The 16,387-nt window shown below is 36.0% G+C and carries 19 protein-coding genes; 4 read left to right on the top strand and 15 right to left on the bottom strand.

Annotated features, from left to right (window positions below):
* Position 1: 1 nt before the first annotated feature.
* From BM361_RS05490 to mraZ, 3 genes are read right to left on the bottom strand one after another with little or no spacing between them, the layout of a single operon-like run.
* On the bottom strand, positions 2–316 hold the full coding sequence (locus tag BM361_RS05490; protein ID WP_038266345.1) for an FtsL-like putative cell division protein: 315 nt from the start codon (positions 314–316) through the stop codon (positions 2–4).
* Positions 313–1,215 (bottom strand): 16S rRNA (cytosine(1402)-N(4))-methyltransferase RsmH, encoded by a 903-nt coding sequence (gene rsmH / locus BM361_RS05485; protein WP_074977501.1) that lies wholly within the window; start codon positions 1,213–1,215, stop codon positions 313–315. The genes BM361_RS05490 and rsmH overlap by 4 nt, the downstream gene beginning before the upstream one ends.
* Positions 1,196–1,663 carry a division/cell wall cluster transcriptional repressor MraZ gene (gene mraZ, locus BM361_RS05480; RefSeq protein WP_074977499.1) on the bottom strand — a complete coding sequence of 156 codons (468 nt, stop codon included), beginning with the start codon at positions 1,661–1,663 and terminating at the stop codon, positions 1,196–1,198. The genes rsmH and mraZ overlap by 20 nt, the downstream gene beginning before the upstream one ends.
* Before the next feature lie 279 nt (positions 1,664–1,942).
* Here mraZ and BM361_RS05475 point away from each other — a divergent pair, with 279 nt between their 5' ends.
* Positions 1,943–2,707: an alpha/beta fold hydrolase gene (locus tag BM361_RS05475; protein WP_038266349.1), complete on the top strand. Its 765-nt coding sequence runs from the start codon at positions 1,943–1,945 to the stop codon at positions 2,705–2,707.
* Positions 2,708–2,710: 3 nt separating this feature from the next.
* Positions 2,711–3,319, top strand: coding sequence for a ribosome biogenesis GTP-binding protein YihA/YsxC (gene yihA / locus BM361_RS05470; RefSeq protein ID WP_074977498.1), 609 nt, complete (start codon positions 2,711–2,713; stop codon positions 3,317–3,319).
* Here the strand turns inward: yihA and BM361_RS05465 are convergent.
* From BM361_RS05465 to gldB, 3 genes are read right to left on the bottom strand one after another with little or no spacing between them, the layout of a single operon-like run.
* Positions 3,316–3,780 carry a DUF4252 domain-containing protein gene (locus BM361_RS05465; RefSeq protein ID WP_038266351.1) on the bottom strand — a complete coding sequence of 155 codons (465 nt, stop codon included), beginning with the start codon at positions 3,778–3,780 and terminating at the stop codon, positions 3,316–3,318. The genes yihA and BM361_RS05465 overlap by 4 nt on opposite strands.
* 58 nt (positions 3,781–3,838) lie before the next feature.
* Positions 3,839–4,174, bottom strand: coding sequence for a gliding motility protein GldC (gene gldC, locus BM361_RS05460; RefSeq protein ID WP_074977496.1), 336 nt, complete (start codon positions 4,172–4,174; stop codon positions 3,839–3,841).
* A complete protein-coding gene (gldB, locus tag BM361_RS05455; RefSeq protein WP_074977494.1) occupies positions 4,174–5,130 on the bottom strand; it encodes a gliding motility lipoprotein GldB in 957 nt (318 codons plus the stop codon). The genes gldC and gldB overlap by 1 nt, the downstream gene beginning before the upstream one ends.
* A gap of 92 nt (positions 5,131–5,222) precedes the next feature.
* On the opposite strand from gldB, the gene nadE reads away from it, so the two are divergent.
* Together nadE and BM361_RS05445 are read left to right on the top strand one after the other, a co-directional pair.
* On the top strand, positions 5,223–6,014 hold the full coding sequence (nadE, locus tag BM361_RS05450; protein ID WP_038266359.1) for an NAD(+) synthase: 792 nt from the start codon (positions 5,223–5,225) through the stop codon (positions 6,012–6,014).
* A 163-nt stretch (positions 6,015–6,177) separates the two neighbouring features.
* Positions 6,178–6,807 (top strand): response regulator, encoded by a 630-nt coding sequence (locus BM361_RS05445; protein WP_038266361.1) that lies wholly within the window; start codon positions 6,178–6,180, stop codon positions 6,805–6,807.
* A 5-nt stretch (positions 6,808–6,812) separates the two neighbouring features.
* Here BM361_RS05445 and dnaG read toward each other — a convergent pair whose 3' ends face one another.
* The 9 genes from dnaG to BM361_RS05400 all read right to left on the bottom strand — a co-directional run bounded on the left by dnaG (position 6,813) and on the right by BM361_RS05400 (position 16,387).
* Entirely contained in the window at positions 6,813–8,786 is a 1,974-nt protein-coding gene (dnaG, locus tag BM361_RS05440; RefSeq protein ID WP_038266364.1) for a DNA primase, read from the bottom strand.
* Between the two features lie 79 nt (positions 8,787–8,865).
* Complete coding sequence (locus BM361_RS05435) at positions 8,866–9,969, bottom strand: porin family protein (protein ID WP_074977493.1); 1,104 nt, start codon at positions 9,967–9,969, stop codon at positions 8,866–8,868.
* A 29-nt stretch (positions 9,970–9,998) separates the two neighbouring features.
* Positions 9,999–10,721 (bottom strand): hypothetical protein, encoded by a 723-nt coding sequence (locus tag BM361_RS05430; protein ID WP_139226618.1) that lies wholly within the window; start codon positions 10,719–10,721, stop codon positions 9,999–10,001.
* Entirely contained in the window at positions 10,702–11,289 is a 588-nt protein-coding gene (locus BM361_RS05425; protein ID WP_254785736.1) for an RNA polymerase sigma factor, read from the bottom strand. Before BM361_RS05425 ends, BM361_RS05430 begins: the two co-directional genes overlap by 20 nt.
* Positions 11,290–11,404: 115 nt before the next feature.
* Complete coding sequence (locus tag BM361_RS05420) at positions 11,405–12,382, bottom strand: polyprenyl synthetase family protein (protein ID WP_074977489.1); 978 nt, start codon at positions 12,380–12,382, stop codon at positions 11,405–11,407.
* Between the two features lie 74 nt (positions 12,383–12,456).
* Positions 12,457–13,497, bottom strand: coding sequence for a dual-specificity RNA methyltransferase RlmN (gene rlmN, locus BM361_RS05415; protein WP_074977824.1), 1,041 nt, complete (start codon positions 13,495–13,497; stop codon positions 12,457–12,459).
* A gap of 123 nt (positions 13,498–13,620) precedes the next feature.
* Complete coding sequence (queA, locus tag BM361_RS05410; RefSeq protein ID WP_074977487.1) at positions 13,621–14,670, bottom strand: tRNA preQ1(34) S-adenosylmethionine ribosyltransferase-isomerase QueA; 1,050 nt, start codon at positions 14,668–14,670, stop codon at positions 13,621–13,623.
* 85 nt (positions 14,671–14,755) lie between these two features.
* Positions 14,756–15,988 carry a 3-phosphoshikimate 1-carboxyvinyltransferase gene (locus BM361_RS05405; RefSeq protein ID WP_074977485.1) on the bottom strand — a complete coding sequence of 411 codons (1,233 nt, stop codon included), beginning with the start codon at positions 15,986–15,988 and terminating at the stop codon, positions 14,756–14,758.
* A 72-nt stretch (positions 15,989–16,060) separates the two neighbouring features.
* Positions 16,061–16,387 (bottom strand): nucleotide pyrophosphohydrolase, encoded by a 327-nt coding sequence (locus tag BM361_RS05400; protein ID WP_038266378.1) that lies wholly within the window; start codon positions 16,385–16,387, stop codon positions 16,061–16,063.

Raw genomic sequence — 16,387 nt, 5'->3', positions numbered from 1 at the left:
ATTATTGACTAACTACTTTTATTTTTTTAGGGGCGATAGTTGATGGATATAAACCTTTCTCACTTAATTGTTGCGTCACATTACTCTCTAAACGCATTTGCTGAACTTTTTCTCTTACGTCAACAAACTCGCTTCGAAGTTCAAGAACCTCTTTACTTAATTCGTTTAAAGCAAAAACCTTCTTGTCGGCATTGTGTGAACTTGTTATCATGACCACAGCAAGAATAGAAGCAAAAAGAATAAACTTCCAGTTCTTAGCGGCATCATCGCTCACTAAAAATTCACCTTTTAATATTTCCTGAATTTTTTTCTTCATATGCGTTCAGCAATTCTCAATTTTGCACTTCTTGCCCTGTTATTTTCTTTAATCTCATCGGCTGATGGAACAATCAGCTTTCCAACCTTTTTAAATGGCACATCTATATTACCATACATATCCTTTTCCGGCTCTCCTTCAAACATCCCACTTCTTATAAATCGTTTCACCAACCTATCTTCTAACGAATGATAACTGATCAAACTAAGCCTTCCGCCCTCAGGTAGTAATTCTGGTGTTTGCAACAAAAATTCCTTCAACACCTCAACCTCCTGATTAACCTCAATTCGTATCGCCTGATAAATCTGAGCCAATATCTTTTGCTCTTTATGCTTAGGCAACAAACTTTTTAAAACCTCTTTTAACTGACTTGTTGTTTCGATAGGTGATTTTTCTCTTGCCTCTGCAATCAACCTGGCTATCTTAGGAGCATTCCTTAATTCTCCATATAAACTCAAAACCATCCTTAGTTCTTTTTGCTCATATTCATTAACCACATCATATGCTGACAAGGCATTCTTTTTACTCATCCTCATATCCAAATCAGCATCAAAGCGAGTAGAAAAACCTCTTTCGGCTTCATCGAACTGATGTGATGAAACCCCAAAATCTCCAAGAATCCCGTCTACCTGTTTAACTCCATAAAACCTTAAGAACCTTTTTATATATCTAAAATTCTCATTAATCAATACAAATCTATCATCATCAATGGCATTTGCTAAAGCATCCTCATCCTGATCAAAAGCATACAGCTTTCCATTCGGCCCCAACCTTTTCAATATCTCACGGGAATGACCTCCACCACCAAAAGTGACATCCACATAAACGCCATCTTCTCTGATAGCCAGACCGTCAACGGTCTCATTTAATAAAACCGGATTATGATAACTCTTGTTCATTGTCTCCTCCCATAACTTCTTCGGCCAAATCAGCAAAATCAATTGCAGCATCATCAATAGCCTGTTCATACTTATTTTTATCCCAAATCTCAACTATGTTGATAGCAGAAGAAAGCACAACTTCTTTCTGGATTTCTGCAAATCCAACCAAGTCTTTCGGGATCAGCAACCTACCCGTGTTATCCACCTCTACAATCTTTACACCGGCAGTAAAACGTCTTATAAAATCATTGTTTTTCTTAACGAAGCGATTAAGTTTGTTCATTTTTTGCATCAGTAAATTCCACTGCTCCATCGGATACAACTCAAGACAAGGCTGAAAAACGGATCGCTTCAACACAAAACCCTGCTGTAAGACGGGAGACAATTGTCCCTTTAATGCAACAGGAAGCATCACTCTTCCTTTTGCATCTGCCTTACACTCATATGTTCCGATGAAATTGATCATTACTGAATACAGTTTTCCCTTCAATGTTCAAATATAAAGATTTATTTACCACTTTTTACCACTTTCTACCACTTTGTTAATAAATTTTGCCCAATACTAGATAAAACGCACTAAAACATAGACTATCAACACATTAAAAAGTCGACAAAGATGCTATTTAATAAGATTTTTCTTTAATATTTTTCCTCTTAAAATCTGATTTTACAGCTATTTTTAATTTTTGATTGATATAATATCGAAATCCCTATATTTGTTTCTCAGGAAATGCAAATAACCACTATGGTTCACGATATTAAGAAAGAAGGAAAATTCAGTTATTTAGAAGTTGGCGAAGGCACCCCAATGATTATTCTACATGGTTTAATGGGAGGACTAAGCAACTTCAATGGCGTTACAGAATATTTTTCAAAAAGAGGATACAAGGTTCTTATCCCGGAATTACCCATTTACAGCATGTCTCTTATAAAAACTAACGTTAAGAGCTTTGCAAAATATTTAGAACAATTCATTGAATTTAAACAACTTGATGAGGTCATATTACTTGGAAACTCCTTAGGAGGTCATATTGGTCTTCTACACACCAAACTTTACCCTCAAAAAGTGAAAGCCCTTGTCATTACCGGCAGCTCAGGATTATATGAAAACGCAATGGGTGATGGTTACCCTAAAAGAGGTGACTATGAGTTTATCAAGAAGAAAAGCGAAGATGTATTTTACGATCCAAAGGTAGCTACCAAGGAAATCGTTGATGAAGTTTTCGAAACCGTTAATGATCGTAACAAACTTATTAAGACTCTGGCTATTGCCAAAAGCGCCATAAGACACAACATGGCCAAGGACTTACCTCACATGCATACACCAACTTGTATAATTTGGGGAAAGCAGGACAATGTTACACCTCCAAATGTAGCCGTTGAATTTCATGAGTTATTACCTGATTCCGACCTCTATTGGATTGACGAATGTGGTCATGCTCCAATGATGGAACATCCAAATGACTTTAACGATATACTGGAACACTGGTTACAAAAAAGAAACTTTTAGATAATGGATATCAAATCGGCTGAGTTTGTTATTAGCAATACTAATGTTGATAAATGCCCAAAGGACCTCATTCCGGAATATGCATTTATTGGCCGTTCCAATGTAGGTAAATCGTCACTAATCAACATGTTAGCACAACGAAAGAGCCTGGCAAAAACATCGGGAAAACCAGGAAAAACTCAACTCATCAACCATTTCAAAATTAACAATTCATGGTTTTTGGTTGACCTTCCCGGATATGGTTATGCAAAAGTTTCGAAATCCGTCAAAAGTAAGTTTCAGAAATTCATAGTGGAGTATTTCGAAAAGAGAAAACAACTGGTCTCGGCTTTTGTTTTAATTGATGTTAGACATTCACCACAAAAGGTAGATGTAGAGTTCATGCAATGGCTTGGAGAACATGGCATTCCGTTCTCCATTATTTTCACAAAAGCTGATAAATTAAAACCCGGAGCCATCAAAAGAAATGCTGAAAATTATCTTCAAAAACTCACAGAAGATGCTTGGGAAGAAGCCCCAAATCATTTCATCACCTCTTCTTCTTCAGGTGCAGGAAGAGATGATGTTTTAAACTACATAGAAAACATAAACAACGAACTTAAAGGCTCTTAATTCCGAACTACCTTATTGAGTTCTTTTTGAATATTCCCTATTTTAATATCTTTTCCTTCTGCACTGATGACCACCAAATCGTCTCCATCATGAACTCTGAAAATCACCTCTTTGGTTTTGCCAAATCGATTGTACAGGTATAAGTTAACCAGGGTTCCGTCATCTTTTAAATAAAACAGTTGTTCATACCCTTTTTTAGAAACAAAATCATCAAAACGCTTATTAAGACCTTTTGCCCTTCTATCGAACACCATTACTCTATATTTAGACACACCATCTACTATCTGCTTATATTCATCCAAATCATCTTTATCCATAAAAAGATGTGTCAAAAATCTGGATGCCCCTAAGGAAAACACAACGTCGTCTTGATTTTCCTCCCTGAAGGTATCATATGGTGTCTTAACACCGCAAGAAGCAAAAACGATCAGGACAACAAAAACAAAAATCAGCTTTCTCATAATTCTTTTATAATTGGTTCTACATAAAAGACGAGTCAAAGCTGATTTTGTAACAGTTTTATTTTTTTATTTCCAACTTCTCTGCAAAATACTCACAAAAATCCTTCATGGTTGCTGTCATTTTCTCATCTTGAGTTGCGCGATAAAAAGTGTCAGACATCCCCAAAAGAGTTTGATGAAAGAATATTTTCATTTCGTCAACGGTCATTTCTTTCGTCCACAAATCTATTCTTAAGGTTTCCTTCTTTTCACTATCCCATACCGACAATAATAAAGCTTTTGCTTCTTCCTCTGAAACACCTCCATCTTCAGCGGTCCACTGCAGCTTTTCAGGAATTCTGTTTTCGTCTAATTCTACTCTTAAATTTATATTAGATGTGTGATTTTTTCCCATTATTTACCTGGTTTATATCTTGAATTATTAAAAATTTCTTCAGTTGATGCCTGCAACATTCGCTGCAAAGATACGTCATTGTTTTCCATATACGAACGAACAATTTGCCAACCAATAAATTGACCTATTCGACCTGGAGATTCAGCATCAAATGATAAATAAAACTTAGAAAATGGCGCTGGTTCTATAAATCGAACTTTTAACGTTTGATCTGCGGAGAACAGCATATTATTCTCTACAAAATGCCTCCAAATGTATTCCTCGTTTTCTTTAGCCCAATTAAATTCTGCTGGAGAATATTTTATTTTTTCAGCATCTGTTTTTGAAGGAATTAAAAGATCCTTTAAAAACAGTTCTTTTCCATACAGGATCATCGTCGATAAGAAGGTTCGATCAGAAGGTAAGGCCAGCTGACTTCGGGCAATTTTTGACGCGGCATCTACCACAATAGCACTTCTATCAAAATCATCCTTTATGTACGCTTGGATTCCTTGATAAAACTTATGTTCACTACCCAAATAATTATCTAAACCAATCAGCAATAACGTATCAGAATAAATTATACTGTTGCGATAATCAACTTCAGTGGTCAGGGTAATTATCTTGGGAACGATAAAATCATCAAAATAATATTTAGCATGTTGGAATAACGATTTTAAAGCTAATGCTTCCTTATCGAAATTCTCATAAACCTTCACCGTTTCAACTATAAGCTCCCTCTGCAACGTATCCTTAAAACGTTGTTGCCAGACACTATCAGGGTAACTATCAGGAAAAAACATCGGGTACTCCTTCTTCAATTCTGGAAGATCGGAAATATCTGATTTGGAAAGTACTTTATCAAACCTTTCCACCTCAAACGAAACATCTATCTTCGATATTTCTGCCTCTTTATTATTCTCCGGGCTGCAACCTACTGCATAAATTGCAAAAAAAACGCTTAAAAATTTCTTCATTGATACAAATTAACGAGCTTAAGCTACAATATATTTTGATAATTGCGTGAATAAGTTAAATTTGCGTGCAAAGTTAATGTAAACTTGATATTATGAAAACCCAGGAGGTGATTGATTACATAGTAAATTGGCTTAAAACATATGCCGATAATTCAGGAATGAATGGATTTGTCATAGGGATATCGGGAGGGATCGATTCTGCTGTCACTTCAACCCTATGTGCTAAAACAGGTTTAAAGGTACTATGTCTTGAAATGCCGATTCATCAATCCCCTAAACAAGTTACCCGAGCATTAAATCATATTGATTGGCTAAAGGCTAACTTTGACCACATTAAGATGGAGCAAGTTAATTTAACTAACGTCTTTGACTCAATGGTTAATGCTTTCCCACAAGTGGAAGAGGAGGAGGAAAGGTTTTTAGCACTTGCCAACACGAGAGCTCGCCTTCGAATGTCAGCCCTTTATTACTTCGCAGCGTTGGAAAAACTGTTAGTTGCAGGTACCGGTAATAAGGTTGAAGATTTTGGCGTCGGATTTTTCACAAAATATGGTGATGGAGGTGTAGACCTAAGTCCAATTGCTGATCTATTAAAAACTGAGGTATATGCAATTGCCAAAGAACTGGGAATTAATCAAGAAATTATAGACGCTGCACCTACTGATGGGCTATGGGGCGACAACCGAACAGATGAAGATCAGATAGGCGCTTCATACCCCGAACTTGAATGGGCAATGAAAATGGATAAAGAAGGTAGGAATCCATCAGAATTTGAAGGTAGACAGCGAGAAGTTTTTGAAATCTATATTAAGTATAACACTACTAATAAACACAAAATGATTCCTATTCCAGTTTGCGAAATACCTCTTCATCTAAAAGAATAGTCATTTCGAAGATTGTTTCAAGTGTAAATTTTGCAGTGAGAATTTTATTAACTATCTTTACATATTATACCCCCAAGCCGACAATAGCTAAAGTGTTTTCTACATCTTTACGCTTGACCTATTATGTACGGTTGCTAAAATCTAACCCTTAAACAAAATTATTATGATTAAAGTTTTAGTGGCTGACAACCATCCTATCATTCAAAAAGGTATTGAGGCTGTTTTGGGCGAACATAAAGACGTTAAAATCGTCGGTAATGTTAGCTCGACCAGCGAGCTTTTTGAATTCTTGTCTAAAAAGCAAGCAGATATTGTTCTGATGGAGATGGATATACCAGAAGTAAATGGTATAACAGCCCTCAGAAAAATCAAACAGGAGTATCCGAACACAAAAACCTTAATGTTTAGCTCTCAACCAGAAGATGTATATGCTTTGAGCACTATTAAGGCAGGTGCCTATGGATACTTATCAAAAGATGCTGATACAGATTTGCTTTATGAGGCTATTTCAAAAGTTTCAAATAACGGTATGTTCATCACCAACGAACTTGCGCAAAGACTGGCTTTTGACGAGAGCACCAACAAACCAAGAAGGTTTTTCAGAAAGCTTTCTACCCGAGAAATTGAAGTACTTAAACTTCTAGCTGCAGGAAAGCGAAATAAATTTGTCGCACAAGAACTGGGGCTTAATGAAAAGACAGTAAGTACCTATAAAGCTCGCTTAATGCGTAAACTTAATGTTGACAACTTAGTTGATTTACTACAACAAGCTAAGGCATTAGAACTCTACTAATCTAATTACAATACCCTGTTGAGTTTTCTTGACAGTAACATTCTTAATTGATGGTAGCTCATGATTTCCTCTAAAACATCATGATTGTTACCATCAATTTTTTGTTTTGTGGCATCCTGGAGTTGCTCTACCCTCTTTTCAATCAAATGGCACCGTAGGTTAAGAATTGTCTCTGTCACCAGCTGAGATAATGAAGCTGTTTTGCCCTTCACCAGAATATCTTTACGCTCCCAATTGTGCAACATATACTTTTCGTCCTCCATTAAAATCGAGGTGATTTCCGAAGCGACTTGAGGCTCCGCGTGACTAATAAAAGAATCAACACTAAAATCTTCTTCTCCCTGACTTAAATGAACAACCAATTCTTCAAAAATAACCTTGAATATAGGATTTGTAAGTTCAACTTCATCTTGCTGAAGATCGACATATATTTTCTCAAATACTTTTACACTATGTACCTCAGGTTCTAAAACTAACTCTCCCTTCTCATTCTCTTTTAGCAACAAATCCTCAAACTCTTCTGTCTTTGTCCCATACAACAGTAACAACTGAATGATTTGCCTTTCTAGTTCCTGTTGAAAATCAACTTTCTTTACATTCTTATCTTCATCGTTCCTTACAACATCAAAAGCTTTTTGTTTCTGCTTTTGCCTATGCTGTTTTCCCGCTTCCCGCAACTCATGCTTTCCAATTTGCGCCAAGGTATTAAATAGTACATCTTCAGAAATATCCATAATACGTGAACATTCCTGTATATACACTTCTCGCTGAATTCTATCCGGGATTTTTGCGATACTATTCACAATGTCTCGAATGGTATCAGCCTTTTTAACAGGATCTCCTTTTGCGTCTTTTACAAGAATAGAAGCTTTGAATTGAATAAAATCCTGAGCATTTTCCTGAAGGTATAAGCTTAGGTCTTCCAAAGCATTTTTACGAGCAAAGCTGTCTGGGTCTTCACCCTCAGGGAAGGTACAGACCTTTACATTCATCCCCTGCTCTAAAATAAGATCAATACCTCTTAAAGAAGCTCTTAATCCCGCAGCATCACCATCAAAAAGAACGGTTATATTTTTAGTTAATCTATTAATTAACCTTATTTGCTCAGGGGTCAATGCAGTTCCACTAGAGGATACCACATTTTCAATCCCCGTTTGATTAAATTGAATAACATCTGTATACCCTTCTACCAAATAGCAATTATCTTCTTTGGCTATTGCCTGTTTCGCTTGATATAACCCATAAAGAACCTTACTCTTATGATAGATATCACTCTCAGGAGAATTCAAGTACTTAGCGGCCTTTTTATCATTGGTTAGTATTCTACCTCCAAATCCTAGCACTCTTCCACTCATCGAATGAATAGGAAACATCACCCTGCCCTTAAATCGATCAAACTTCTTATCTCCTTTGACTATTGTAAGACCCGTTTTTTCGAGGTAATCAATTTTATAACCATTGTCCAGGGCTTCTTTGGTAAAAGCCTCCCATTCATCCAGTGAGTACCCCAACTGGAACTTTTTAATGGTATCGCTTCTAAATCCCCTTTCCTTAAAATAAGTCAGGCCAATAGCTTTTCCCAATTCTGACTCCCATAAAGTTTCCGCAAAATACTTTTGTGCAAATTCAGAAACCAAATACATACTTTCACGCTCATTTGCCTGCTCCTTATCCTCACTGGAAAGTTCAGTCTCCTCTACCTCAATATTGTACTTTTTAGCAAGATATTTAACGGCCTCCGGATAGGTGAAATGTTCATGCTCCATTAAAAAGGAAACAACATTCCCCCCTTTTCCACTACTAAAGTCCTTCCAAATTTGTTTTACAGGGGAGACCATAAAACTTGGCGTTCGTTCATCGGTGAACGGGCTTAATCCTTTAAAATTAGCACCCGATTTTTTCAATTGAACAAAATCACCTATTACCTCCTCTAATCGAGCAGTTTCAAATACTTTATCTATGGTTTCTTTAGAAATCAAATCCCTGACTGTTTTGCATAAAAATAATAATTCCCGCTTAAAAAAACGGGAATCAAAAGTAATGAATAATGCTGAAGGACTAAAGTTCTAAACGTAATCCAAGTGAAATATTATGCTGATCTGTATTCGGATCTTTAAACATGGAGTTCAAATCGTATTTCGCGTATAAAGAAATATCACCCACACCAATGTACCCCGCTATACCGTATATAAAGTTTTCAGTATTGTAATTATCCTTTATTTTCTCTTTTGATTTATCACCATCTGTAGTGAATTTAAGTTTTTGTCGGGTACTCAAATTCAATCCTGCATATCCTCCAATACCAAATACAAACTTGTGACGGGTTGAATATCTAAAATAATCTTCACGATCTATACGCTTCGAGGGACCAAACTCTAAATACAATGGCACAACGAGATTATCCATTCTTAATTTTGCCTTTCTTACATCGCCATCAAAGTTTTCTAATTCCGTTAAATCTCCATTTTTAACAAAGTACTGATTATCATCCGCTTTAATACCGTTAGATTGATATGAGATTCCATAACTAAAACGAACCGCGTTGCTATTTTTAAACACTCGAGTTTTCCATTGCCACCCTAATTCAAAAAACTTACTTCCTCCTACTTTGTATGGACTATCATTAAACGAAATACCATCGATTAATGAATGATTTAATCCAAAAGCCACTATTAAATCAGAATAGGTACGTCTATCGTAAACTCTTTCACACCCTTCTTTACACTTTATATTGAGCCATCCCTGATAATATCCATCAATATCATCTCCAACACTAAATACTACCGAGTAGTCCTCATCTTCTTTTTCCTTAATCACATCAGCAGTTGGCTCCTCCCCCCTTTTTAGCAAGGCAATTTTATTATCTATAATAGCAGTTTTGTTTTTTATATTCAAGGCTGCGGTTTTAGCTGCTGCTTCTTTTTCCTTTTGCGCTAGCTCCTTAGATATCTTCCCTTTACTTTCCAAATCAGAAATACGCTGTACTTCTAATTTCAACTTTTCCTTTTCTGCTTTAACTATTTGCTCCTTTTGAAACTCAAGCAGTTCAATTTTTTTTGCTATGTATTCTGTTTTTGTACTATCAGATTTAACTTGTCCTGATATTTTCTGAACACTACTCACTAGTATCGCTATCGCGATATAAACTATAATCCTACTCATGATTTATAAAATTTTGATTGATGAATGAACTACTGATTTCGCTCAGCGACAGCTGTTTTTACTTTCACGAAACTTTCTTTTAAGGCATCGAAAACTTTCTCCTTAAAAGATTGATCTAATTTAGTTTCGGCTTCAAGTAGAAGTGCCATTGCGCTTAGGCTATCTGTATGTTTTATTATATGATTTTTGCGTATATCCTTCTGAGCCTGCATTAACAAAGCTTCAAGTTCTGCATCGGTAACTTCATTATTTTCACTCATTGCTACAATTTTTGAAACCACCTCATCTACTTTTTTATCCTCTTCAGATTGTTCATATTCAACAGCTACAACTAGTTCTTTGGAGGTGTCAATTATTTTGTTTGGAACTCTTGGATTAGATTTTAATTTTTGATTTTTACGCTCAATTGGTGATTTGCTATCCTTAGTGTCAACGACCACAAATTCCCTTTCTTTAACGGGAACCTCTTTCATCTTTTCATTTGCCGAATCTGTTCCTGCAGGCACATCTTCAGTAACATCAACAACTTCTATAGCTCCTTCTTCTGTTGTTGGTTTAAACAAAAACACACTACTTAAAAGTGCCACTACTAATAATGCAGCTACCCAATAGTAAGCTCTCTTCCTTGATGGAACTACTGTTTGTTCTGCGTCTAACATTTCATTCAACCTGCTCCATGTTCTTTCACCAGGTTCAATGGATCGCACTTCCAGCGACTTTTTTATATGTTCATCAAGATGATTGCGTTTCATATTCTTGATTTTTAAATTCATTAATTCTTTCCTGTAACATTTTCCTTGCCTTAAATAACTGAGATTTTGAAGTACTCTCTTTGATAGCCAGTTTTTCAGCTATTTCTTTATGCGAGTATCCTTCGACAGCGAAAAGGAGAAAAACCATTTTATATCCATCTGGCAATGCATCTATCATTAGTTGAATATGTTCAGCATCAATTAATTGCTGATAATTATCCTGAACACATTCACTGTCTGAATAAATACTTTCGTTTTCAAGAAACAACACCCTATTCTTACTTCTTAAAAATGACAGGCACTCACGGATCATAATCTTACGAATCCAGCCTTCAAAACTTCCTTCATTCCTATATGATTCAAGATTTGTAAAAACTTTACAAAACGCTTGGATCATGGTGTCTTCAGCGAAATGAATATCTTTTATATAAAAGCGACAAACGGATAGCATCTTCGGTGCATAACGCACATATAGTTTATGTTGCGCTTCCCTATCTCCTCTTATACTTCGTTTTATAAGTTTATTTTCGTTGGTATGAAGCTGTATGACCTTCAAGATCTGTTTCATTGGTGTTTCTATTTACATAGACGCATCTAAAATTAAAAAGGTTGCCTGACAACTATTTTTTTTTCAAAAACAAAACCAAAGTGTAGGTTGAGGATTTAAAATTGGGGGAAAGAAATTATTTTTTACGCTCTATAACGTAATTTACCATTAGCTTAAGAGATTCTTTATAGTTTGATTCTTCATATTGCTCCAACAAAGACAATGCTTCTTCTTTAAATTCAATCATCTTTTTTTCAGCATATTCAAGTCCACCATTACTCTTAACAAAGCTAATGACCTCTTTTACTCTTTTCTTATTCTTATTATGATTTTTTACCGAATTAATTAACCAGTCCTTTTCCTTCTTAGTACAATTATTCAAGGTAAATATCAGGGGGAGCGTCATTTTTTGCTCTTTAATATCAATGCCAGTAGGTTTACCTATTGGCCCGTCGGTATAATCAAATAAATCATCTTTTATCTGAAATGCCATTCCAATAAGCTCACCAAACTTACGCATACGCTCAACGTCATCAGAATCTGGTTTTACAGAGCAGGCTCCCAGACTACAACACGCTGCGATAAGCGTTGCTGTTTTTTGGCGAATAATTTGGTAGTAAACCTCTTCTGTGATATCCAGTCGACGCGCTTTCTCTATTTGAAGTAACTCACCTTCGCTCATTTCACGAACGGCCACGGAAATAATTTTGAGCAGATCAAAATCATTGTTATCTATAGAAAGTAATAACCCCTTTGACAATAAGTAGTCACCAACCAATACTGCAATCTTATTTTTCCATAGAGCATTGATTGAAAAGAAACCTCTTCTAAGATTTGCATCATCAACAACATCGTCATGTACCAAAGTAGCTGTGTGAATCAATTCAATAACAGATGCACCTCTATAGGTTCGTTCATTGACCTTACCACCTGAAACTAATTTGGAAACCAGAAAAACAAACATTGGACGCATTTGTTTCCCTTTTCGATTAACTATATAATGGGTAATACGGTTTAGGAGGGCTACTTTTGAGGACATAGAATCGTAGAACTTTTTCTCGAAAAGTTCCATTTCCTCTCTTATTGGTGATTTAATTTGCTCTACTATCTTCATTCGCGGTTTCAAAGATAGTATTTACTAAAAAAATATTAGCAAAAAATTCGCTTGAATAATTAGGAACAACTTCATTAAGATTTATTCGCTAATTGCCCACATGCAGCATCTATATCTTTACCTCTAGATCTTCGAACGGTAACAGTTATTCCGTTTCGCTCAAGCAGATCCTGATACATACTTATTGCATCATTACCAGCCTGCTTAAATTGATCATCTCCAATAGGATTATACTCGATCAAATTAACTTTAGATGGTGCAAACCTACAGAAACGAACTAAAGCTTCTGCATCCTTACGTAAATCATTAATACCTTTCCAAATTACGTATTCATATGTGATTCTACTTTTTGTTTTCGCATACCAGTATTCCAAGGCCTCCCTTAGATCATCCAGCGGAAACTTTTCATTGAATGGCATTATAGAGGTTCGAACATCATCTAAGGCTGCATGCAACGAAACAGCTAATTTGAATTTAACCTCATCATCAGCAAGTTTTTTGATCATTTTGGGGACACCTGAGGTTGAAACCGTAATTCTTCGGGGTGACATTCCTAACCCCTCCGGGGATGTGATTTTATCTATAGCCTTAATAACGTTCTTATAGTTCATAAGTGGTTCTCCCATTCCCATGAATACTATATTTGACAAAGGCCTGTTATAATACAAACGACTCTGATTATCTATAGCTACGACTTGATCATATATTTCATCAGGATTTAAATTTCGCATACGTTTAAGCCTTGCTGTAGCGCAGAATTTACAATCCAAACTACAACCTACCTGACTTGAAACACACGCGGTGGTACGAGTTGCTGCAGGAATAAGAACCGATTCTACGATCAATCCATCATAAAGCTTTACAGCATTTTTAATGGTACCATCATTACTTCGCTGCATATGATCTACTTTCACATGATTAATTACGAAGTTATCATTCAGCATTTTACGAGTTTCTTTGGAAATGCTGGTCATATCTTCAAAAGAATGAGCTGCCTTATTCCACAACCACTCGTATACCTGATTTCCTCTAAAAGCCTTATCTCCGTTGGAAACAAAAAACGCTCTTAGTTCTTCTTTGGTAAGTGCTCTTATATCTTTTTTAGTTACTTCCATCATATTGCAAAAATAGTGAAGATATCTAATAAAATACGAATTATTAAAATACCTCCTTTTATATATAAAATAGGGTCCTGCTTTTCAGCAGGACCCTACGATATTTTCATTTATCCTGAGGGATTACAAAATCAGCATTGCATCTCCGTATGAATAAAATTTATATTTTTCTTTTACCGCTTCTTTATAGGCCTTCATCATAAGGTCGTGCCCTGCGAATGCTGAAACCATCATTAACAATGTTGATTTCGGTGTATGAAAGTTTGTGATCATACAATCCGCAATGCTAAACTCATAAGGAGGGAATATAAACTTGTTAGTCCAACCTTGAAATGTATTCAAAGTTCTTGCCGAAGAAACTGAGCTTTCCAGACCTCGCATTACGGTTGTCCCAACGGCACATACTTTATGTTTTTTAGCTTTTGCACTGTTAACAGTATCAACAGATTTATCATCGATATAAAGCTCTTCACTGTCCATTTTATGCTTAGAAAGATCTTCAACCTCAACAGGGTTGAAAGTTCCCAGGCCAACATGTAAGGTTACTTCCGCAAAATCAATTCCTTTAATCTCTAAACGTTTCAGCAAGTGCTTTGAAAAATGTAGTCCAGCCGTTGGTGCAGCTACTGCTCCTTCATGCTTTGCATAAATCGTCTGATAACGCTCTTCATCCTCTGGCTCAACATCTCTTTTGATATATTTTGGCAATGGAGTTTCCCCTAATTCACTAAGCTTTTGTCTAAACTCATCATAAGAACCATCATATAAAAAACGAAGGGTTCTACCTCTTGATGTAGTATTATCAATCACTTCTGCAACAAGGCTTTCATCTTCACCAAAATATAATTTATTTCCGATTCTGATTTTCCTTGCCGGGTCAACCAAAACATCCCATAAACGCTGATCTGCATTCAGTTCTCTTAACAAAAACACTTCGATACGCGCACCTGTTTTCTCTTTATTACCAAACAAACGAGCAGGAAATACTTTGGTATTATTAAGCACCATAACATCCCCTTCGTCGAAATAGTCGATAAGGTCTTTGAAAAGTTTATGTTCAATTTCTCCTGTTTCTCGGTGCACCACCATTAAGCGAGCTTCATCTCTCGATTCTGATGGATACTCAGCCAACAAATCTTTCGGAAGATCAAAGTTAAAATGAGATAATTTCATCTAAAAAAGTATTTTTTAAGCCTGCAAATATACAATCCTAAAACAGGGGTTGTCAAGGAAATAGGCAATTAATTCTAATTTAGGCTTATAATTCCTTTAAATTAAAATGTAATTTCTTCATATCATTCCAGAAATCCGGGTATGATTTAGACACCACTTCTGCATCGTTTATAATGATAGAAGTTTTTAATGCCAATGGTGCAAATGCCATAGCCATTCTATGATCGTTATAGGTATCAATAGCTATATCAGGATTGATATAATCAGAAGGCTTAAGATGCAATTCCTTATCCGTAACTTCAATTTCTGCGCCTAACTTACCAAGCTCCGCTTTTAAAGCTTCCAGTCTATCTGTTTCCTTAATTTTAAGGGTATGCAATCCACTTAAATCGCATGCGATCCCTAATCCAAAAGAAGTCACAGCTATTGTTTGTGCTATATCCGGGGCATTACTTAAGTCTATTTGAATGGAAGTATCCCTGGCTACCGCTCTCTCTTTAGTTATACTAATTGTATTATCTTCAAAGGTAGTCGCCACTCCAAAATCTTTATAAATCTCTGTTAAAACCGAATCACCCTGAAGGCTGTCTTTTTTGTAACTGGAAAGTTTAATGGTTGATCCTACATCACACAAAGCGATTATACTATAGAAATACGAGGCTGAACTCCAATCAGACTCAACAACAATTGTCTTGGCTTTTTCTATATCAGCAATAGGTTCAACCTTGATTACATTTCCTTCAAAAGTAGAGGTCACTCCAATTTGACTCAGTAATCCTAAGGTCATATTTATATAAGGCACAGAGGTTATCTTACCTTCAAGCTCCAAAATAATACCGTTTTGCAGAAACGGCGCTGAAAGCAATATCGAAGATATATATTGACTGCTCACATTGGCCGCCATGGTTACTTTATTAGCTGAAAGGTTTTTTCCCACTATTTTTAATGGTGGATAACCATCATTGTCAGTATACTCGATAGAAGCATTTAATTGTTTTAAGGCATCCACTAAAATTCTAATTGGACGTTCTTTCATACGTTGAGAACCTGTAAGCACCACCTCTCTACCTTCTTGGGTAGCAAAAAATGTAGTTAAAAAGCGCATAGCTGTTCCTGCATGGTGAATATCTACCTCCCCATTTAAAATTTTCAATCCCTTTTGCATTACTTCAGAATCATCTGAATTAGATATATTTTCTATGTGCAATGCCGGATATAAAGCCTGTAATAGTAATGCCCTGTTACTTTCGCTTTTAGACCCCGTTATTTCTATATTTTCTATTAGCTTGGTTACCGAAGAATGAAGGTGTAAATTCACTTTAAAACTATTTATTAAATAAGGTGTAAATTTAAAAAAGATTCCCGCAATTGCGGGAATCTTTAAATAACATTATTTAAGCTTTTCGTTACTATGGTGTCGATCGTGATCGCGTCTGCTTTTATGATCCATTTTTTTATCAAAGGCCTCTTGAAGATCAATCCCGGTTTGGTTTGCCAAACATAGCACCACAAAAACCACATCGGCCAGTTCCTCTCCTAAATCCTTTTCCTTATCGCTCTCTTTTTCACTTTGCTCTCCATATCGTCTAGCAATTATTCTTGCTACTTCGCCCACCTCTTCAGTTAGTTGTGCCATATTTGTCAATTCGTTAAAATAACGAACTCCGTGTTTTTTTATCCACTGATCTACGGCTAATTGAGAATCCTTAATATTCAT

Origin of the sequence: Zhouia amylolytica (assembly GCF_900116365.1) — a bacterium.
Taxonomy (GTDB): Bacteria; Bacteroidota; Bacteroidia; order Flavobacteriales; family Flavobacteriaceae; genus Zhouia; species Zhouia amylolytica.
The sequence above is the reverse complement of the archived record's forward strand: the minus strand, read 5'-3'. Positions and strand labels throughout refer to the sequence as shown.